Source organism: Hungatella sp. L36 (genome assembly GCF_014288035.1).
Window position 1 is genome coordinate 47862 of sequence record NZ_JACOPC010000016.1, and the last position, 17512, is coordinate 65373.

Annotated in this window: 16 protein-coding genes; 15 read left to right on the plus strand and 1 reads right to left on the minus strand. The window is 50.6% G+C overall.

Annotated features, from left to right (window positions below; all coding sequences use genetic code 11):
- The first annotated feature begins 196 nt into the window (after window positions 1-196).
- From nusB to recN, 9 genes are read left to right on the plus strand one after another with little or no spacing between them, the layout of a single operon-like run.
- On the plus strand, window positions 197-640 hold the full coding sequence (nusB, locus tag H8S80_RS27475) for a transcription antitermination factor NusB (protein ID WP_117620995.1): 444 nt from the start codon (window positions 197-199) through the stop codon (window positions 638-640).
- A gap of 6 nt (window positions 641-646) precedes the next feature.
- Window positions 647-1927 (plus strand): exodeoxyribonuclease VII large subunit, encoded by a 1281-nt coding sequence (gene xseA, locus H8S80_RS27480; RefSeq protein WP_055656512.1) that lies wholly within the window; start codon window positions 647-649, stop codon window positions 1925-1927.
- A gap of 34 nt (window positions 1928-1961) precedes the next feature.
- Window positions 1962-2174 carry an exodeoxyribonuclease VII small subunit gene (gene xseB / locus H8S80_RS27485; protein WP_002601005.1) on the plus strand — a complete coding sequence of 71 codons (213 nt, stop codon included), beginning with the start codon at window positions 1962-1964 and terminating at the stop codon, window positions 2172-2174.
- Window positions 2164-3051 (plus strand): polyprenyl synthetase family protein, encoded by an 888-nt coding sequence (locus H8S80_RS27490; protein WP_029465539.1) that lies wholly within the window; start codon window positions 2164-2166, stop codon window positions 3049-3051. Before xseB ends, H8S80_RS27490 begins: the two co-directional genes overlap by 11 nt.
- Window positions 3052-3068: 17 nt before the next feature.
- Window positions 3069-4985, plus strand: coding sequence for a 1-deoxy-D-xylulose-5-phosphate synthase (gene dxs, locus H8S80_RS27495; RefSeq protein ID WP_002601003.1), 1917 nt, complete (start codon window positions 3069-3071; stop codon window positions 4983-4985).
- Complete coding sequence (locus tag H8S80_RS27500; RefSeq protein WP_117620994.1) at window positions 4982-5797, plus strand: TlyA family RNA methyltransferase; 816 nt, start codon at window positions 4982-4984, stop codon at window positions 5795-5797. The genes dxs and H8S80_RS27500 overlap by 4 nt, the downstream gene beginning before the upstream one ends.
- Window positions 5798-5806: 9 nt before the next feature.
- A complete protein-coding gene (locus tag H8S80_RS27505; RefSeq protein ID WP_117620993.1) occupies window positions 5807-6661 on the plus strand; it encodes an NAD(+)/NADH kinase in 855 nt (284 codons plus the stop codon).
- 11 nt (window positions 6662-6672) lie between these two features.
- Window positions 6673-7122 carry an arginine repressor gene (argR, locus tag H8S80_RS27510; protein WP_002601000.1) on the plus strand — a complete coding sequence of 150 codons (450 nt, stop codon included), beginning with the start codon at window positions 6673-6675 and terminating at the stop codon, window positions 7120-7122.
- A 12-nt stretch (window positions 7123-7134) separates the two neighbouring features.
- Window positions 7135-8793 (plus strand): DNA repair protein RecN, encoded by a 1659-nt coding sequence (gene recN, locus H8S80_RS27515; RefSeq protein ID WP_117620992.1) that lies wholly within the window; start codon window positions 7135-7137, stop codon window positions 8791-8793.
- 74 nt (window positions 8794-8867) lie between these two features.
- On the opposite strand, the gene H8S80_RS27520 is transcribed toward recN, so the two are convergent.
- Window positions 8868-9659, minus strand: a complete 792-nt coding sequence (locus H8S80_RS27520; protein WP_055656498.1) for an IclR family transcriptional regulator — start codon at window positions 9657-9659, stop codon at window positions 8868-8870.
- A 358-nt stretch (window positions 9660-10017) separates the two neighbouring features.
- Here H8S80_RS27520 and H8S80_RS27525 point away from each other — a divergent pair, with 358 nt between their 5' ends.
- The 6 genes from H8S80_RS27525 (at window position 10018) to H8S80_RS27550 (ending at window position 17501) form a co-directional block, all read left to right on the plus strand.
- Entirely contained in the window at window positions 10018-11454 is a 1437-nt protein-coding gene (locus tag H8S80_RS27525) for an ABC transporter substrate-binding protein (RefSeq protein WP_181987894.1), read from the plus strand.
- Between the two features lie 95 nt (window positions 11455-11549).
- On the plus strand, window positions 11550-12899 hold the full coding sequence (locus H8S80_RS27530) for an FAD-dependent oxidoreductase (RefSeq protein ID WP_117620990.1): 1350 nt from the start codon (window positions 11550-11552) through the stop codon (window positions 12897-12899).
- A 16-nt stretch (window positions 12900-12915) separates the two neighbouring features.
- Entirely contained in the window at window positions 12916-13848 is a 933-nt protein-coding gene (locus H8S80_RS27535; RefSeq protein WP_117620989.1) for a carbohydrate ABC transporter permease, read from the plus strand.
- A 22-nt stretch (window positions 13849-13870) separates the two neighbouring features.
- On the plus strand, window positions 13871-14725 hold the full coding sequence (locus H8S80_RS27540; RefSeq protein WP_117620988.1) for a carbohydrate ABC transporter permease: 855 nt from the start codon (window positions 13871-13873) through the stop codon (window positions 14723-14725).
- A 15-nt stretch (window positions 14726-14740) separates the two neighbouring features.
- Window positions 14741-15448, plus strand: a complete 708-nt coding sequence (locus tag H8S80_RS27545; RefSeq protein WP_117620987.1) for an RraA family protein — start codon at window positions 14741-14743, stop codon at window positions 15446-15448.
- Between the two features lies 1 nt (window position 15449).
- A complete protein-coding gene (locus H8S80_RS27550) occupies window positions 15450-17501 on the plus strand; it encodes a beta-N-acetylhexosaminidase family protein (protein WP_117620986.1) in 2052 nt (683 codons plus the stop codon).
- Window positions 17502-17512: the final 11 nt, after the last annotated feature.

The window sequence follows — 17512 nt, forward strand, 5'->3', positions numbered from 1 at the left end:
TGCGGCTTTTCTTTACCGGAAGATTGGAAGTTCCAGGCCTGCATGATAAGGAACGCCGGAAGGCTCTGTGCCCGTCCGCCACAAAATCCTGAAAAAGTATTGTAGAAAAATGCGCATTAAGGTATAATAAACCCAATATGCTAAGTAATGAATCATTATAAATTCAATGAATTACCATACAGGAGGACCACAAACCATGACCAGGAGTAAACTGCGTGAACACTGCTTTAAGATGCTTTTCTGTGCCGATTTCTATCCGGCAGAAGAAAAAGAGGAGCAGATAGACCGGTATTTTGACGAGCCGAAGGAAGATGAGACGACTCCGGAAGGGGTAGATGAGATTCTTCATGATGTGGAGATGAGTCCGGAAGATGAAAGCTATTTAAAAGCCAAGACGGAAGCCGTTATGCGGAAGATTCCGGAGCTGGATGAGAAGATCGATGCTGTGGCCGAAGGATGGAAGACGAAGAGAATGGGCAAGGCGGAGCTGGCGATTCTGCGCCTTGCGTTATATGAGATTTTATACGACGAAGAGGTACCGGAAAAGGTAGCGATCAATGAGGCGGTAGAACTGGCGAAACGGTTCGGCGGGAATGAATCCCCGGCGTTTATCAACGGAGTTCTGGCGAAACTGGTGTAATGGCCTATGGCGAGTGTATATTCCGTTTCACAGGTCAATGCTTATATTAAGAATATGTTTGCCCAGGATTTTGCATTGAACCGCATATCCATTAAGGGCGAGGTGTCCAACTGTAAGTATCATACGTCCGGCCATATTTATTTTACCCTGAAGGACAGAGGCGCGGCGATTGCGTGTGTGATGTTTGCCGGTCAGCGGAAAGGTCTTACGTTTAAGCTGGAGGAAGGCCAGAAGGTGATTGCGAAGGGCAGCGTCGAGGTCTATGAGCGGGATGGCCGTTACCAGCTTTACGCTCAGGAGATCACAAAGGAGGGTGTCGGAGATTTATTCGAACGGTTCCAGAAGCTGAGGGACGAGCTTGAGGAGATGGGGATGTTTTCCCCGGAGTACAAGCAGCCCATCCCGCGCTACGCCAGGACGGTCGGGATCATAACAGCCCCGACAGGCGCGGCGATCCGGGACATTATGAACATTTCCGCACGAAGGAATCCGTATGTTCAGCTCTATCTCTATCCGGCCCTTGTTCAGGGCGAGAACGCAAAATTCAGCATTGTAAAGGGAATCGAGACGCTGGACCGCCTGGGACTGGATGTCATCATCGTGGGAAGAGGCGGCGGCTCCATCGAGGATTTGTGGGCGTTTAATGAGGAAATCGTGGCGCGTGCCATCTTTGCCTGTAAGACGCCTGTGATCTCGGCGGTGGGACATGAGACCGATGTGACGATCGCAGATTATGTGGCGGATATGAGAGCGCCGACACCGTCCGCGGCGGCGGAACTGGCGGTGTTCGATTACAGCCAGTTCGAAGGCCAGGTGGAACTATACCGGGATGCCCTGGGGAAATCCGTGGCCAGAAAATTAGAACGTTACCGCTATCAGACGGAGCAGTTCAGGCTCCGTTTTCAACTTTTTGACCCGCGCCGTCAGGTGAGGGAAAACAGGCAGCGGGCGGCTGATCTGGAAGAAAAGCTGAAAAACAGGATGGCTTCCCAGATTGTGACAGACAGGAACCGTGCCGTGGAGGCGGAAAGCCGCTTAAGGCAGCTCATCGAAAAGCAGGCGGTAAGGGACAGGCATCGCCTGGAGCTTATGAGCAGCAGGCTGGATGGACTGTCTCCCCTCAAGAAGATCGGCGGCGGCTACGGCTTTTTGACCAATGATAAGAACCGACGGATCGAGTCGGTGGAACAGGTGAAAAAAGGAGATCTTATTCAGATGAGAATCCGCGATGGACGGATCGATGCTGTGGTTTCCGGCACTGCTGCTGCGGAGCTTGGGGCCAGATGACAGAAGACAGCGGACAGTAAGGAGGCAGATGCGAATGGCTGCAAAGAAAGAGAAAAGTGTTGAGGAGACCTTTCAGGAGCTGGAGGAGATTATTCGTAAGCTGGAAAGCGGCGAAAGCTCTCTGGAGGAATCTTTTAAATATTATGAGGCAGGAATGAAGCTTGTGAAATCCTGCAATGAAAAGATAGACAAGGTAGAGAAACAGATTATTGTCCTGGAGGAAGATGGTGAAAGTCATGAACTTTAATGAGATGCTGGAGACCAGAACGAGGGAAGTGGAAGCGGTGGTGGAGCGTTATCTGCCGGCCGCGGACGGATACCAGAAGACCGTTCTCGATGCCATGAATTACAGCGTGCGCGCCGGCGGCAAGAGGCTGCGCCCCATGCTGATGGAGGAGACATACCGGTTGTTTGGCGGCAGCCAGGAGGTGGTCGAACCGTTTATGGCGGCCATCGAGATGATCCATACCTCATCCCTGATTCACGACGATCTTCCCTGCATGGATAACGACGAACTCCGGAGAGGGCTTCCGACCACATGGGTGAAGTACGGATACGACATGGCGGTTCTTGCTGGCGACAGCCTGCTCATTTACGCGGTGGAGACTGCGGCAAAGGCATTTGCCATGACGGAGGATCCGGCGGTCGTGGGCCGCTGCATCGGAATTTTGGCGCAGAAAACAGGAATCTATGGCATGATAGGTGGGCAGACTGTGGATGTGGAGCTGACCAATAAACCCATTCCCCATGAAAAACTGGACTTCATCTACCATTTGAAGACAGGGGCTCTCTTAGAGGCATCCATGATGATCGGCGCGCTGCTTGGCGGCGCTGACGAGGAGGAGACCCGGCTGGTGGAACAGATGGCCGCGGCCATCGGCGTTGCATTTCAGATTCAGGACGATATCCTGGATGTGACCAGCAGCATGGAAGTGCTGGGAAAGCCGGTACTCAGCGATGAAAAGAACAATAAAACCACTTATGTGACCCTGGAGGGGCTCGAGAAGGCAAAAAAGGACGTGGCCCGGATTTCCGACGACGCTGTCCGAATTCTTCATGAGCTGCCAGGGGAAAACGAATTCCTGGAGGCATTGATCCACATGCTGGTGAGCCGGGAAAAGTAAAAGGATCTGGTTAAATTATGATACTGGAATTAATCAATGGCCCGGAGGATATCAAGAAACTGACGGGGAAAGAACTGGATATACTGAGACAGGAGATACGGGACTTTTTGATCGGAAAGATCAGCAGGACCGGAGGCCACCTGGCTTCCAATCTGGGAGTCGTGGAGCTGACCATGGCTATTTATCTCGTGTTTGATCTGCCGAAGGATAAGATCATCTGGGATGTGGGACACCAGTCGTACACCCATAAGATCTTAAGCGGCAGAAAGGGTGAGTTTGACGATTTGCGGCAGTACGGCGGGATGAGCGGCTTCCCGAAACGGAAGGAGAGCCCCTGCGACGCCTTTGATACAGGTCACAGTTCTACTTCTATTTCGGCAGGACTCGGTCTTGCACAGGCCAGGGATGTTTCCGGACAGGACCATTTCGTCGTGTCTGTGATCGGCGACGGTGCATTAACCGGCGGTATGGCCTACGAGGCGCTGAATAACGCTGCCCGCATGAAGAAGAATTTCATCATTATATTAAATGACAACAACATGTCCATTTCCGAGAATGTCGGGGGAATGTCCCGGTATTTAAACGGAATCCGGACTGGCGACGGATACCTGGATCTGAAGAAATATGTGACAAATGTCCTTTCCAGAATCCCGGTAATCGGAGATGAACTGATTGACAAGATCAGCCGTACGAAAAACGGCATCAAGCAGCTCCTGATTCCGGGAATGCTGTTCGAAAACATGGGAATCACGTATCTGGGACCGGTGGATGGCCATGATGTCAAGGCCCTGGCCAGAGCGCTCAAAGAGGCGAAGAAGCTGGACCACGCGGTTCTCGTCCATGTTATCACGAAAAAGGGAAAAGGCTATGAGCCTGCGGAAAAGAATCCGTCCAGATTCCATGGTGTGGAACCATTTGACGTGCTCACAGGGGAATCGAAAAAAGAGAAAAAGAATCCCAGCTATACGGACGTATTTTCCAAGACGATCTGCCAGCTGGCGGAAAAGGACCCAAAGATCACGGCGGTGACGGCAGCGATGCCGGACGGAACCGGACTCAAGCGCTTCAGCCGTCTCTATCCGGACCGGTTCTTCGATGTCGGAATCGCGGAGGAGCACGCGGTGACTTCCGCGGCTGGGATGGCCGCCGGCGGTTTGAAGCCGGTGGTGGCGGTCTACTCATCCTTTTTACAGAGAGGCTTCGATCAGATTCTGCATGATGTCTGTATCCAGAATCTGCCGGTGGTATTTGCCGTGGACCGTGCCGGACTGGTCGGCAGCGACGGCGAGACCCATCAGGGAATCTTTGATTTATCCTTCTTATCGGCAATCCCGAACATGAGCATCTTCGCCCCGAAGAATCTATGGGAGCTGAAGGCGGGACTGGAATTTGCCGTGTCCTTCGGTGGGCCGTTTGCCATTCGCTATCCGAGGGGAGAGGCCTACAGAGGCTTGAAGGAATTTAACGCGCCTGTCGAATACGGCAGGGGCGAGATGCTGTACGAGGAAAAGGACATTGCCCTTCTGGCCGTGGGCAGCATGGTGAGTACGGGAGAGCACGTCCGGGAGAAGCTAAAGTCAGAGGGCTGGAGTTGTACGCTGGCCAACGGCCGGTTTGTCAAGCCGTTTGACGAGGAGCTGGTGGACCGCCTTGCGAAAAACCACTGGCTGATCGTCACCATGGAGGAGAATGTCCTTCAGGGCGGCTACGGCCTCATGGTCACTCGGTATATCCACGAGCACTATCCGCACGTGAAGGTGATGAATATCGCCATTCCGGACGGCTATGTGGAGCACGGCAATGTATCGCTTCTGAGAAAAGGTCTGGGCATCGACAGTGATTCCGTGATCTGGAGGATGAAGAAGGAATATCTCGATACCGAGCGTCAGAATATGGAATGGAAGACTATCAATACAGAGGAAAAGAAGGCATGAAAGAACGATTAGATGTGCTTTTAGTGAAACGGAATTTAGCGGAATCCAGGGAGAAGGCGAAGGCTGTGATCATGTCCGGCATCGTCTATGTGGAAGGCCAGAAGGAAGATAAGGCGGGAACCACCTTCGATGAGTCCGCGAATATTGAAGTGCGGGGCCATACTTTAAAATATGTGAGCCGCGGAGGACTCAAGCTGGAGAAGGCCATGAGCCATTTCGGCGTCATGCTGGAGGGAAAGACCTGTATGGACGTAGGCTCTTCCACCGGTGGATTTACCGACTGCATGCTTCAGAACGGGGCTGTAAGGGTCTATGCCGTGGACGTCGGACACGGCCAGCTGGCCTGGAAGCTTCGGAACGACGAGCGGGTAGTCTGCATGGAAAAGACGAATATCCGCTACGTGACGCCGGACGAGATCCCGGAAAAGATCGATTTCTCATCCATCGACGTGTCCTTTATCTCTCTGACGAAGGTGCTGGAGCCTGTGAAGAAGCTTTTGAAGGACGACGGCGAGATCGTCTGCCTAATTAAGCCGCAGTTTGAAGCAGGCCGTGAGAAGGTTGGGAAAAAAGGGGTGGTACGTGAGAAGAGCGTGCATCTGGAAGTGATTGAGATGGTGATCGCCTACGCGGTTTCCATTGGCTTCGAGGTGCTTCATTTAGAATACTCTCCGATCAAGGGGCCGGAGGGCAATATTGAATATCTCCTTTATTTGAAGAACCATCCGGAAGGAGTGCATTTTCCCGACGTGCCGGTGGCGCCGAAGGAAATTGTGGAAGCCGCGCATCAGGAACTGAGCGAGGGAAAATAAGGAGAGGTTATGAAAGAGTTCTTTATCATCATGAATCCCGAGAAACAGGGGGCGAAGGAGACGGCGCAGGTGATCCGCGATTATCTGACCAGTCATGGCGCTTCCTGTCTGATCGGGAAGGGGGACGGCAGACGGGGCGGGGATTACCATTATACGGACGCTTCCATGGTGCCGCCGGAGACGGAATGCATCATCACTCTTGGCGGAGACGGAACCCTGATTCAGGCGGCCAGGGACTTGGCGGGCAGAAATATTCCCATGCTGGGAATCAACCGCGGCACCCTGGGGTACTTAACGCAGATTTCCAGGACTGAGGAGATCGATACGGCTCTGGATGCCCTTCTGGCAGACGAGTATCAAGTGGAAGAACGGATGATGTTAAACGGACGGGCCTACAGCAGTACAGGCCGTCTGTATGAGGATATCGCGCTGAACGAGATCGTAATTACGAGAAACGAACGGCTGAAAATGCTTCATTTTCGGGTTTATGTCAACCATGAATTCTTAAATGAATACCGGGCGGATGGGCTGATCGCAGCCACCCCCACGGGATCTACCGCGTACAATCTGTCGGCCGGGGGACCGATCATAGTTCCGGATTCCACTCTGATGGTCTTAACGCCCATCTGTTCCCACGCATTAAATGCCAGGAGCATCGTCATGTCCGCTGACGCGCGGATACGGATTGAAATACTGGGCGACCCGGGAACAAGCCAGGCTGCCGTCTACGATGGGGACACGGCCGCGGAGCTGCATTCCGGGGATTACATCGAGATACACCGGTCGGAGACGAAGACCGTTCTTATAAAATTAAAAGATGTATCATTTCTTGACAACCTGCGCAATAAAATGGCTGGCATATAGGAGGGCACATTATGAAACTGGAAAGACACAGCAAAATTGTGGAACTCATCGGGAAATATGAGATTGAGACCCAGGAGGAACTGGCGGAATACTTAAACCAGGCCGGATTTGCCGTGACTCAGGCGACGGTATCGAGAGATATCAGGGAGCTGAAGCTGACAAAGGTTCAGTCGGAGTCCGGAAAGCAGCGGTACATGGTGCTTCAGAATCAGAGCTCCTTTTCTGACAAGTACATCAGAATTCTGCGTGACGGGTACATGTCCATGGACATGGCGCAGAACATTCTCGTCATCAAGACTGTTTCGGGCATGGCCATGGCCGTGGCGGCTGCCCTGGACGCTCTTCATTTTAATGAAATCGTAGGCTGTATTGCCGGGGATGATACGATCATGTGCGCAGTGCGCAGCGCGGACGATACCATTCTGGTGATGGACAAACTGAAAAAACTCATCGCAGGATAAAGGAGGCGTGCCATGCTTTCAGAATTACATGTGAAGAACCTGGCCCTGATCGAAAAGGCAGATATCGAATTCGGGGAGGGGCTTAACATTTTAACGGGTGAGACGGGGGCTGGAAAGTCGATTATCATCGGCTCAGTCACCATGGCGCTGGGCGGTAAGGTGCCGAAGGACATTATCCGCAGGGGCACGGAGTATGCCTATGTGGAACTCTTATTTACCGTAACGGAGCCGGACAAGGTGCGCGTATTGAAGGAGATGGACGTCTGCCCGGATGAGGGCGGAACCGTGATCATTTCCCGGAAAATTATGCCCGCGCGCAGCCTCTGCAAGATCAACGATGAAACGGTGACTGTCGGAAAGCTTAAGACGATTACCGGTCTTCTAATCGATATTCATGGTCAGCATGAACATCAGTCTCTGCTGTACAAGCACAAGCATCTGGAAATTCTGGATAAATACCACGAGCGAAAATCATACGACCTAAAACAGAATATTGCCGGCCTGTACCGAACCTATACCGGGCTTAAGGATCGGGTGGCTTCGTTTCACATGGATGAGGAATCCCGCCTGCGGGAGATGGATTTTCTGCGGTTCGAGATTGATGAGATCGAGGGGGCGAACGTAAAAGACGGGGAGGAAGAGGAGCTGACGGCCCGCTACCGCCTGTTTACCAACGCCAGAAGGATTGCGGAGAGCCTGTCGGCCGCCTATGAGGCGGTGAATACCGATACGCTGGATTACGCCTTAAAAGAGGTGGAGCATGTGGCCTCCTTCGATGAGAAGCTGGGGGCGATCCGGGATCAGCTGTTTGACGCCGACGCGATTTTGAGCGATATCAGCCACGAGATTTCATCGTATATGGAGGACATGTCCTTCGATGAGGAGGAATACCGGGAGCTGGAGGAGCGGCTGGATGTGATTCACAATCTGGAGGCGAAGTACGGGAAGACGGCGGAGCAGATTCAGGAGAATTTAGAGAATAAGAGAAAGCGTCTGGAAGAGCTGGAAGATTACGATGCCTTAAAGCAGAGGACGGAGCAGGAGCTGGAAGAGACGGAGAGCAGGCTGGAGGTGCTCTGCGGGCAGCTGTCCGAGATGAGAAAGGCTGCGGCGAAGGAGCTGACGGCGAAGATCAAAGCCGGGCTCACGGACTTGAATTTCATCGATGTGGAGTTTTCCATGGAATTCAGCCGTTTAAGCCACTTTACCGCCGGCGGATTTGACGAAGCGGAGTTCATGATCTCCACGAACCCGGGAGAGAGCGTAAAGCCTCTGGGCATGGTGGCCTCCGGCGGCGAGCTGTCGAGAATCATGCTGGCCATCAAGACTGTGCTCGCGGACACCGACGACATTCCCACTCTGATCTTCGATGAGATCGACACGGGAATCAGCGGCAGAACGGCGCAGATGGTGTCGGAGAAGCTCTCCTACATCGCAAAGAACCATCAGGTTATCTGCATCACCCACTTACCGCAGATCGCGGCCATGGCCGATGCGCATTACGAGATCGCGAAGACGGCCGCAGACGGGCGGACCACCACCACGATCCGGCCGCTGGCGGCGGATGAGATGGTGGACGAGCTGGCAAGGCTGCTGGGAGGTGCGAAGATCACCGAAGCGGTGAGAGAGAACGCCAGGGAGATGAAGAGGCTGGCGGGGGAGAGGAAGTAGAGAAGATAATTGAAGCTTTAACAAAACAAAAAAGAATCACTGGATTTTTTAGTCCGGTGATTCTTTTTTGTATCTTAGCCGTGATATCCGAGCTGATAGGAAATATCCTGTACAGTTTCCAGGATCGTCCGGAAACAGGAATTGATAAAATCATCCGTCATGCGGCCAAGTGGTCCTGTGACACTTAGGGCGGCGATAATCTTTCCGCTGTAGTCCCGCAATGGGAAGGCAATGCAGCGGGCGCCGAGTTCACACTCTTCATTGTCATAGCCGTACCCTCTTTTCCTGATTAGCTGCAGTTCATTAAGGAGCATCTCCTTCGTAACCAGGGTATTGCTGGTGTATCGGGTAAGACCTTTTAGCCGTATCATCTCATCGATCCTGGATTCCGGGAATTCTGAGAGGATTACCTTGCCGACGCCGGTGCAGTGCATGGGGGCCTGACTGCCGATCCGCTGGGTGGTCCGCAGCATCTGGCCGGGACCGTCTGCGACGTGAACGTAGACCACGGTATAGTCCTGTTCCACCGCCAGACAGACACATTCACCAAGATTAGTAGACAGCTGTTTCATCGGACCGGATGCGATTTCCACAATGCCGGTCCGGTTGCTGATATGGCTGGCAAGACCGCATAACTTGTATGTCATCTGGTATTTTAATGTTTCACGGTCCTTGTAGACGTAGCCGTTGCGTTCCAATGAATTTAAAAAACGCAGAGTCGTGCTGGTGTTGTAATTTAACTGGTTTGAGATATCAATAAGTCTCATGGGCTCTTTGCTACAGGAAAGCAGTTCTATAATGGCTAATACCTTGTCAGTCGATTGATTGTCCTTTGCAAAGCGGTTTGAATGTTCTGTCTCTTCCATGATCCGCCTCCGTTTCTGTTCTTGAAGATTAGTATACCATAAACACGATATTCGTAAAAGACCTTACTTCGTGCTCATAGTATACCATACTTTATCGGGCTATGAGTATATCATATCGGCCGGTGTATAGAATTGTCAATGGTTTGAGGAAAATAATTTCAATAAATGAAATAAGATTTTAAATAATAAAATAAAAATAGTAAACCATCTTGACTTATTTTGGAAAATAATATATAATTTTGATTAACAAAAGTAGAATTCAATTATTAAAAATAAATAATCGGAAGGAGGGTATAGAAATTACGTTGCATTGGGGAAGCAAGAGGAAAATATTGATTGGTACATGAAGGAGGAGAACATGAAAAAGAAGATTTTAGCTCTTTTAGCAGGAACAGTATTGGTTACGGGGATACTTGCCGGATGTGGGAATTCCGGAAAAACAGAGGTGCAGAATAACAGCACCGAGGCGGGGAAGGCAGAGAGTACAAAAACGGCTCAGACGGAGGAAAAGAAAGAATCCGTGGAGATGGATACCATCACCGTATGGTCTGATAATGCCCATGAGCAGGAACTGAGAGAAAAACAGATTGCAGATTTTAACAACGGAGAAGGAAAAGAGCTGGGAATTCAGATCGATTACAAGGTTTATGGGGACAAGTACTCCGATACGATCAAGATTGCCGCCCAGGCGGGAGAAGCTCCTGACTTATTCCGTTCGGATTCAAAGTGGATGCAGGATTTCGTGGACAATGGTTTTCTGGTTCCAATCGAGGAGCTTCCGGGAAGCGAAGCGCTTCTGGACCAGTATAAGGATCTGGTGGCGAACCAGTCCCATGTATTTAACGGCAAGACGTACACACTGCCCTATAACCTGACTACATATGGATTTGTAATTAACAAGGAGTTATTTGCAAAGGCTGGTCTCACGGAAGCAGACTATCCAACGACCTGGGATGAAGTAAGGGAGGTAGCAGCGAAGATCACGGAGGCTTCGGAAGGAAAGGCGTATGGCCTGGGACTTTCCAGCACGCTCTGGACGATCAGTTCCTTCTATACCATGCCGGCAGGACAGAACGTGGGTCACTATGGGTATGACTGGAATGCGAAGAAGTTCGACTATTCCGCATTTAATCCAATGATTAAGGCGATTGATCAGATGGTAGCAGATGAAAGTGTGTTCCCAGGATTTGAGACGCTGGACGGTGATGGCATCAGGGCTCAGTTTGCGGCAGGTAATATCGGTATGATCGGTGCGGCCAGTTTCGACTGTGCGGTTTACACGACTCAGTTCCCGGCTGTATGTGACTGGGAAGTCATTAATATTCCGAAGTTCACCGAAGATCAGGTTACATATAAGCGTTTCGGAAATCCAACAAACCTTTTATGTGTGGGTACAAAGGCCAAAGAGCATCCGGAAAAGGTGCTGAAAGTGCTGGAATTCTTCTATTCAGACAAGAACGCAGCCGAGATGTATGAAAACGGCCTGTATATTCCGGTAAGGACCCAGGCAGTCGAGATGGCGTCAAAGAAGCCGGAGTTAAAGGGCTGGGAGGCATTTGCTGATTTTGATGAAATCTTTGCTATGCCGCCGGTTCCGGATACCTTAATTACAGTGGAGGGCACCACTTACAGAGAGGCCATTGCCAATATCTGGTCCAATGCGGAAATCGATGATGTGGATTCGATTATGGCAGATATCGATCAGCGTTACAATGACGCCCTGCAGAAGGCAGATCAGACAGTAGTGGCACTTTACGCACTGAAGGACGGGGTAACACCGGAAAAAAGTAAATAGTATACCAGGATTGTGAGAACAGGAGCCGTATTCTTAAAACTGCAGAAAATTTAAGGATGCGGCTCTTATAAATGCAGGAGACGGGGGATTAAAAAATGAAGGTAATCAGGAAAGAACAGGCCCTGGAAGTCTGGAAGCATGTGGATATTGTTGTGGCTGGAGGCGGTCCTGCGGGGGTAGGAGCGGCCGTATCAGCTTCACGTCAGGGAAAAAAGGTGCTTCTTCTTGAAAAACGGGCATACCTTGGAGGCAATATAACGGCGTGTTACGTCGAGAACTGCAACTACTTCTTAAAGGGGACGGGCTTCGAATCAGAGGGAATTTATGCGGAAATCGAAAAAAAGTGTTATGAGAAATATGGGAATGATAATCTGCGGGAATGCAATAAGACGTGTTTCAGCAGCGAGTATCTGAAGGTGTTCCTGGATGAGTTTGTGCAGGAAGCTGGTGTGGAAGTCCTGTTTCATTCCTTTGTAAATGAAGTGATCATGGAGAAGGACCGGATTGCTGCCGTTCTGATCCAGACAAAGAAAGGCCCGATGGCAGTAACTGCTGATATCTACATTGATACCACCGGCGATGGTGATGTGGCCTTTGCGGCGGGAATTCCATATGAGCAGGGACGAAAGGAAGACGGACTATGCCAGCCGGGAACCGTTTCTCTGCGGCTTTCAGGCGCCGATACGGATGCTTTGCTGCAGGATGGAGACCGGCTCTCTGAAATCGGGCGGATCTTTAAAGAGGATTACCGGGCCGGCAGGACGGGACTTCCCTGCAAACGTCAGGATCTGCCGTTTGGAAGGCTGACTGGGGGCGGAGTGATCTCTTATGTGAATTATTCCTGCTGCTATGGCCTGGATCCTACGGATCCCGGGGATTTGACAAAGGGGGAACTGGAATGCAGACAGTATGTCATGGATATCTACCGCTACTTAAAAGGGCATTTTGAGGAGCTGAAAGGAATCGAAGTCGCCTCCATATCGCCGGAAATTGGTTTCCGCGACAGCAGAAGAATTCTGGGAAAGTATTATCTGACAATTGAGGATATGGAGAGCCAACGTCATTTCGATGATGTGATAGCAGTATTTCCGCGATTTTATGACATGCTTGCACCGGATGCATATATGGATGGAGACGGCAGGGTGGAAGGAAAAGGCTACAAAGGCCATATCTATGAACCGGTCGTGGACAAGAGAACGTTTGAGGTTCCGTATGGGAGCCTGCTTCCTGTATCCGTCACTAATCTGTTGACGGCAGGACGGTGTATCAGCGCAGATCATGTAGCTGAGAGCGGGGTGCGTGCGATATCACTCTGCATGATGACGGGAGAGGCGGCTGGTACGGCAGCGGCGCTTGCAGTCAGGGACCAGGTGACTCCGGCGGAGATCTCTGTGAAGGAACTGCAGACCATATTAAAACAGCAGAACAGACTGCTGCCGGTATAAGACAGGGGTGGATAAAATGGGAAAAGAGAGAAACGGGAAGCTTCCCGGAAAGAGACGCAGGCTGAAGGGGGATTCCATTCAGGCAATCGCCATGCTGACGCCAATGATGCTGGGATTTGTAATATTTACGTATGTACCGATTGTATATATACTGCGCTACTCCTTCTATCAGTCAAACGGTTTTCGGGAAACCTGGATCGGTCTCGATAATTTCGTCAGGGTGTTTACAAGAGATCCTGCGTTCTGGCAGTCCATCGTGAATGTCTTTATCCTGTCGTTCGGGAAGCTGGCTGTGGAAATCCCGCTGGCTCTTCTGCTGGCAGTACTGTTAAACAAGGGGCTGAAGGCTACTGGTCTGTTCCGGGTTGCCCTGTTCCTTCCGGCGATCATCAGCACAGCCATAACCGGCCTCATCTTTTCGCTGATGTTTGCCTCGTTTAATGGAATTATCAACGGCATGCTTCAGAGTATCGGATGGATTCAAAAGCCGATCAGCTGGTTCAGCCATAAGGGAACCGCCATGCTGGTTCTGGGAATGGCTTCTGTCTGGAATAATTTCGGAATCAACATGATTTTCTTCCTCATGGCGCTCCAGAGTGTTCCGATAGAGCTGTATGAATGTGCAGATATTGACGGAATTACTCCGTTTAAAAAGTTTTTTTACATCACGCTTCCGATGATAGGGCCGACCTTCCAGGCAGTACTCTTAATGGCAATTGTAGGAAGCTTAAAGATGAGCGAGCTGATCCTCGCTTCCACCAACGGCCAGCCTGCAGGCAAGACCGAGGTGGTCATGACGTACGTGTTCAAGTATTTCTTTGGATATGACGGAAGAACTGTAGAGGTGGGGTACGCTTCGGCGATGGCTCTCGTAACGGGTGTGATTTTGGCCGGTATTTCCGCCGTATACATGAAGTGCAGCAATAAAATTGGCCACAGCATTGATTAGGGGACAGAAAAGGGGTGTACATATGAGCGAAGGCAAACGAAAAAAAATAATATCATCCGCACTGGTTTATCTGGTCCTTACGGTAATCCTGATTATTTCTATTTTTCCTGTTCTATATACGATTCTGGGCTCATTTAAAGGAAATATGGAACTGCTGACCGAAGGCAACCGTTTATTTCCAAGGAAATTTGTTCTGGACAACTATATTCAGGCGTGGAATCTGGCGGATTTCGAGAAATATACCGTGAATTCCGTGTTTATGTCGGGGACTATTGTTATCGGTACGATTGTGACCAGCACGATCGCCGGATACGTTTTTGAGAGGGGAGATTTCCCCGGAAAGAATCTTTTATTTGGACTGGTTATTTCATCCATGTTCGTGTCACTGGGAAGCCTGACTCTTTATCCGACCTTTGTGATCGCCAAGTTTTTCGGTATCAACAAGTCTTTATGGGGTGTCATCATAATCCGGGTGTTTGGGTTAAATGTGACGAATCTTTTCATCACCCGATCCTACATCCGATCCATCTCGAGAGAGATAGACGAGTCGGCAAAGGTGGATGGCTGTTCCTTCTTTGGTATTTACCGCAGAATCATCTTTCCGCTGCTGAAGCCTCTGATTGCTACGATAGCAATTCTGGAGTTCCGCCATTCTTGGAATGATTATCTGATGCCCATGGTGTTTACACTGTCGAATCCGGACCGTATGCCGCTGATCGTGGGAATCATGAACTTAAAGGGATCGGGAGAAGCGGCATCGTCCTGGAATTTAATGCTGGCGGGATCATCCATCGCGTTAATTCCCATGATTATTGTATATCTGATATTTAACCGCTATTTTATCGAAGGCCTGACGGCCGGTTCTGTTAAAGGATAAGGAGAGGAAACCGATATGACGAAAAAGGAATTGATTACAGAAATAAGAAAATATAGATGTTCCGATCTGTCTGATGGTATGGATGCGATGGGGCTGGTCGATAAGGGAACAATGGCTGAAGGCATGCGGCCGATCCGGCCAGGCATCGAGTTCAAGGGGTATGCCCATACGGTCAGGCTTCTTCCGAGACAGAGCGCGGTGACCCGCTGTACGAGCGTGGAGGAATGGAGAAAAGTACTGGCAGAGGGCTGTGACAATATTTATAATTTCGTGGATACCGTGACGGAGGAGAATGCCGGCGATATGGTAATCTGCATCGACATGGCCGGCGTGCGCGGTGGTGTATGGGGGTCGGAGATTGCCATGACCATGATGGAAAAAGGAATAGAGGGTGCCGTTATTGACGGCGGATGCCGGGATTCGTATGAAGCGAACCTGGAAAATGCACCTGTGTTCTGCACAAAAAGAACCTTTACTCATGCTTATGGCAGAGTGGAGCGCGGCGCCATCGGCGTACCTGTGGAATGTGCCGGTGTTACCGTGAAGCCGGGAGACATCATCTGTGCAGACGACGACGGTGTTCTGGTGATTCCCATTGAATACGCGGAGGAAGTGATACAGTATGCACGCGCCCAGCTGGAAGACGATATCGCGGTCAGAAGCAGACATTACGAGAATCTGGGATATGAGTCGGACTCCACTCTGGAGAGGCTAAAGGAGTAAGATGTTTTACGTATACGGCAGTATGGCGGAAGAACAGCCTGTGCAGTTCGCCGCAGGAAAAGTGAGAGAATGGCTGGAGGGTTCAAACAGCGGCGGTGATCTGTATGTTTTCCTGGAAGAAGACAGGAGGTGCCCCGAAGAGGGATACCGGCTGAGACGGGAAAAAAGCGGTTTTCGAATCGCGGCTTCAGACCGGGCCGGCATGATGTACGGTCTGCTGGATCTGGGCCGGGCACTGACTAACGCCGATGGCCGGACGGAGTGTGTCAAAGACAGGAGTGTGACGCCGTACATACGAAAGAGAGGGATCAAGTTTAATATCCCTCTGGATGCCAGAACGCCCAGCTATTCTGATGCATCAGACTCCGCCTTCGAAACAATCCCCGATGTGTGGGATTTTGAATTCTGGCAGGAATACTTAGACGCTATGGCGGAGTACCATTACAACGTCCTTTCCCTCTGGTCTCTGTCACCTTTTCCGTCTATGGTGAGGATCCCGGAGTACCCGCTTACCGCACTGGAAGATGTAATGCGGTCCGTAATTATCCCACAGCCGGAGATGAGCGGCTGGAAGATGTATACAGAGGACATGAAGAAAGGGCTGTATCCGGTAAAGAAGATGTCCATGGATGAGAAGATGGATTTCTGGAAACGGGTTATGGCCTGCGCCGCAGACCGATGCATCGAAGTGTATCTGTTTACCTGGAATCTGTTTGTCTATGGCACGGAAGAGAGTCCGTACGCGCTGACCTCCGATCAGCATAATCCTGTGACAAAAGATTACGTGTACCATGCCGTGCGCGCCATGCTGGAGACGTATCCCCTGTTGGCGGGAATCGGCGTGACAGCAGGCGAGTATATGGCCGGAGACGGCACGGATATTGCATTTATCCGGGATACCTACGGAAGGGCGGTGGAAGACTGTCTGAAATGCCATCCGGGCAGGAAGATCCGGTTTATTCATCGGATGCAGTATGCGGCATTTCATGAGATAGAAGAGAAGTTTCGTGATTTTCCGGGGACGTTTGAGATCAGTTTTAAGTACTCCCAGGCACATATGCATTCCTCGGTAAAACCGCAGTTTTTCCTGGATTTTATAAAGGAACATGATACGGAGACAAGGTTCTGGTTTACACTCCGTGACGATGATTACTATATGTTCCGCTGGGGAGATCCGGATTTTGCAAGAGAGTATTTAAGGAATATGCCGGTTTCAAGGATGACGGGATTTTGTCTCGGTGCGGACGGTTTTACCTGGGGGCGCGATTATATGGACCGGATCGATCAGACGCATCCCCTCTATATACGAAAGATGTGGTACAAAATGTGGCTGTGGGGCCAGCTTTCCTATGATATAAACTGTGAAGAGGAATTCTTTGCCGGCGAATTGGAGCGCGTGTATGGAACAGAGGGAAAAAGGCTGAGTGGCGTATGGAAAAAAGCATCACGGATTATCAGCATATTTCATCTGGTTCACTGGCACGACTACGATTTTCAGTGGTATCCGGAAATGTGCTGCAGCCTCGAGCATCCACCGGTAAGAAAACTGGAATTTGCAGATATCAATGAATTTATGGCATGTAAGAGCATGCCGGAAGGCGGATGCATCTCTGTTAAGGAGTTTGCAGAGTGTCTGGTGGAAGGGCAGACTGTAAAGGCGGTCACGCCTCTTCAAATCGCACAGATTATGAAACAATATTCGGAATTTGTGCTAAAAGAAGTTGCATTATTGGAAAAAGGTTGTAAGATGGGATGCGGGCTTTATCGTCTTCTCATGGATATGAGAGCGCTGGCATATCTGGGAACCTATTATTCTGATAAATTGAAGGCTGCTGTTCATTTATGCGTCTGGCGCATCGATCCGGAGCGGTACCAGGAAAAAAAAACGGCAGTCGGACTTTTAAGAGACTGTGCCGGGCACTGGAAAATGTATTCGTCATTTATAAAGCAGTATTATAAACCACAACGTTTTGCAAGGCTGTGCAGCTATGTGGATCCGGAATATTTTGACCGGTGGGCTGAGCTGGATATTCAGCTGGCTGAAAATCAGTGAGGGACGGGAGG

Excerpts from the sequence above, each read along its gene's own strand:
- nusB (WP_117620995.1), top strand. The coding sequence starts at position 197 with ATGACCAGGAGTAAACTGCGTGAACACTGCTTTAAGATGCTTTTCTGT.
- xseA (WP_055656512.1), top strand. The coding sequence starts at position 647 with ATGGCGAGTGTATATTCCGTTTCACAGGTCAATGCTTATATTAAGAAT.
- xseB (WP_002601005.1), top strand. The coding sequence starts at position 1,962 with ATGGCTGCAAAGAAAGAGAAAAGTGTTGAGGAGACCTTTCAGGAGCTG.
- H8S80_RS27490 (WP_029465539.1), top strand. The coding sequence starts at position 2,164 with ATGAACTTTAATGAGATGCTGGAGACCAGAACGAGGGAAGTGGAAGCG.
- dxs (WP_002601003.1), top strand. The coding sequence starts at position 3,069 with ATGATACTGGAATTAATCAATGGCCCGGAGGATATCAAGAAACTGACG.
- H8S80_RS27500 (WP_117620994.1), top strand. The coding sequence starts at position 4,982 with ATGAAAGAACGATTAGATGTGCTTTTAGTGAAACGGAATTTAGCGGAA.
- H8S80_RS27505 (WP_117620993.1), top strand. The coding sequence starts at position 5,807 with ATGAAAGAGTTCTTTATCATCATGAATCCCGAGAAACAGGGGGCGAAG.
- argR (WP_002601000.1), top strand. The coding sequence starts at position 6,673 with ATGAAACTGGAAAGACACAGCAAAATTGTGGAACTCATCGGGAAATAT.
- recN (WP_117620992.1), top strand. The coding sequence starts at position 7,135 with ATGCTTTCAGAATTACATGTGAAGAACCTGGCCCTGATCGAAAAGGCA.
- H8S80_RS27520 (WP_055656498.1), bottom strand. The coding sequence starts at position 9,659 with ATGGAAGAGACAGAACATTCAAACCGCTTTGCAAAGGACAATCAATCG.
- H8S80_RS27525 (WP_181987894.1), top strand. The coding sequence starts at position 10,018 with ATGAAAAAGAAGATTTTAGCTCTTTTAGCAGGAACAGTATTGGTTACG.
- H8S80_RS27530 (WP_117620990.1), top strand. The coding sequence starts at position 11,550 with ATGAAGGTAATCAGGAAAGAACAGGCCCTGGAAGTCTGGAAGCATGTG.
- H8S80_RS27535 (WP_117620989.1), top strand. The coding sequence starts at position 12,916 with ATGGGAAAAGAGAGAAACGGGAAGCTTCCCGGAAAGAGACGCAGGCTG.
- H8S80_RS27540 (WP_117620988.1), top strand. The coding sequence starts at position 13,871 with ATGAGCGAAGGCAAACGAAAAAAAATAATATCATCCGCACTGGTTTAT.
- H8S80_RS27545 (WP_117620987.1), top strand. The coding sequence starts at position 14,741 with ATGACGAAAAAGGAATTGATTACAGAAATAAGAAAATATAGATGTTCC.
- H8S80_RS27550 (WP_117620986.1), top strand. The coding sequence starts at position 15,450 with ATGTTTTACGTATACGGCAGTATGGCGGAAGAACAGCCTGTGCAGTTC.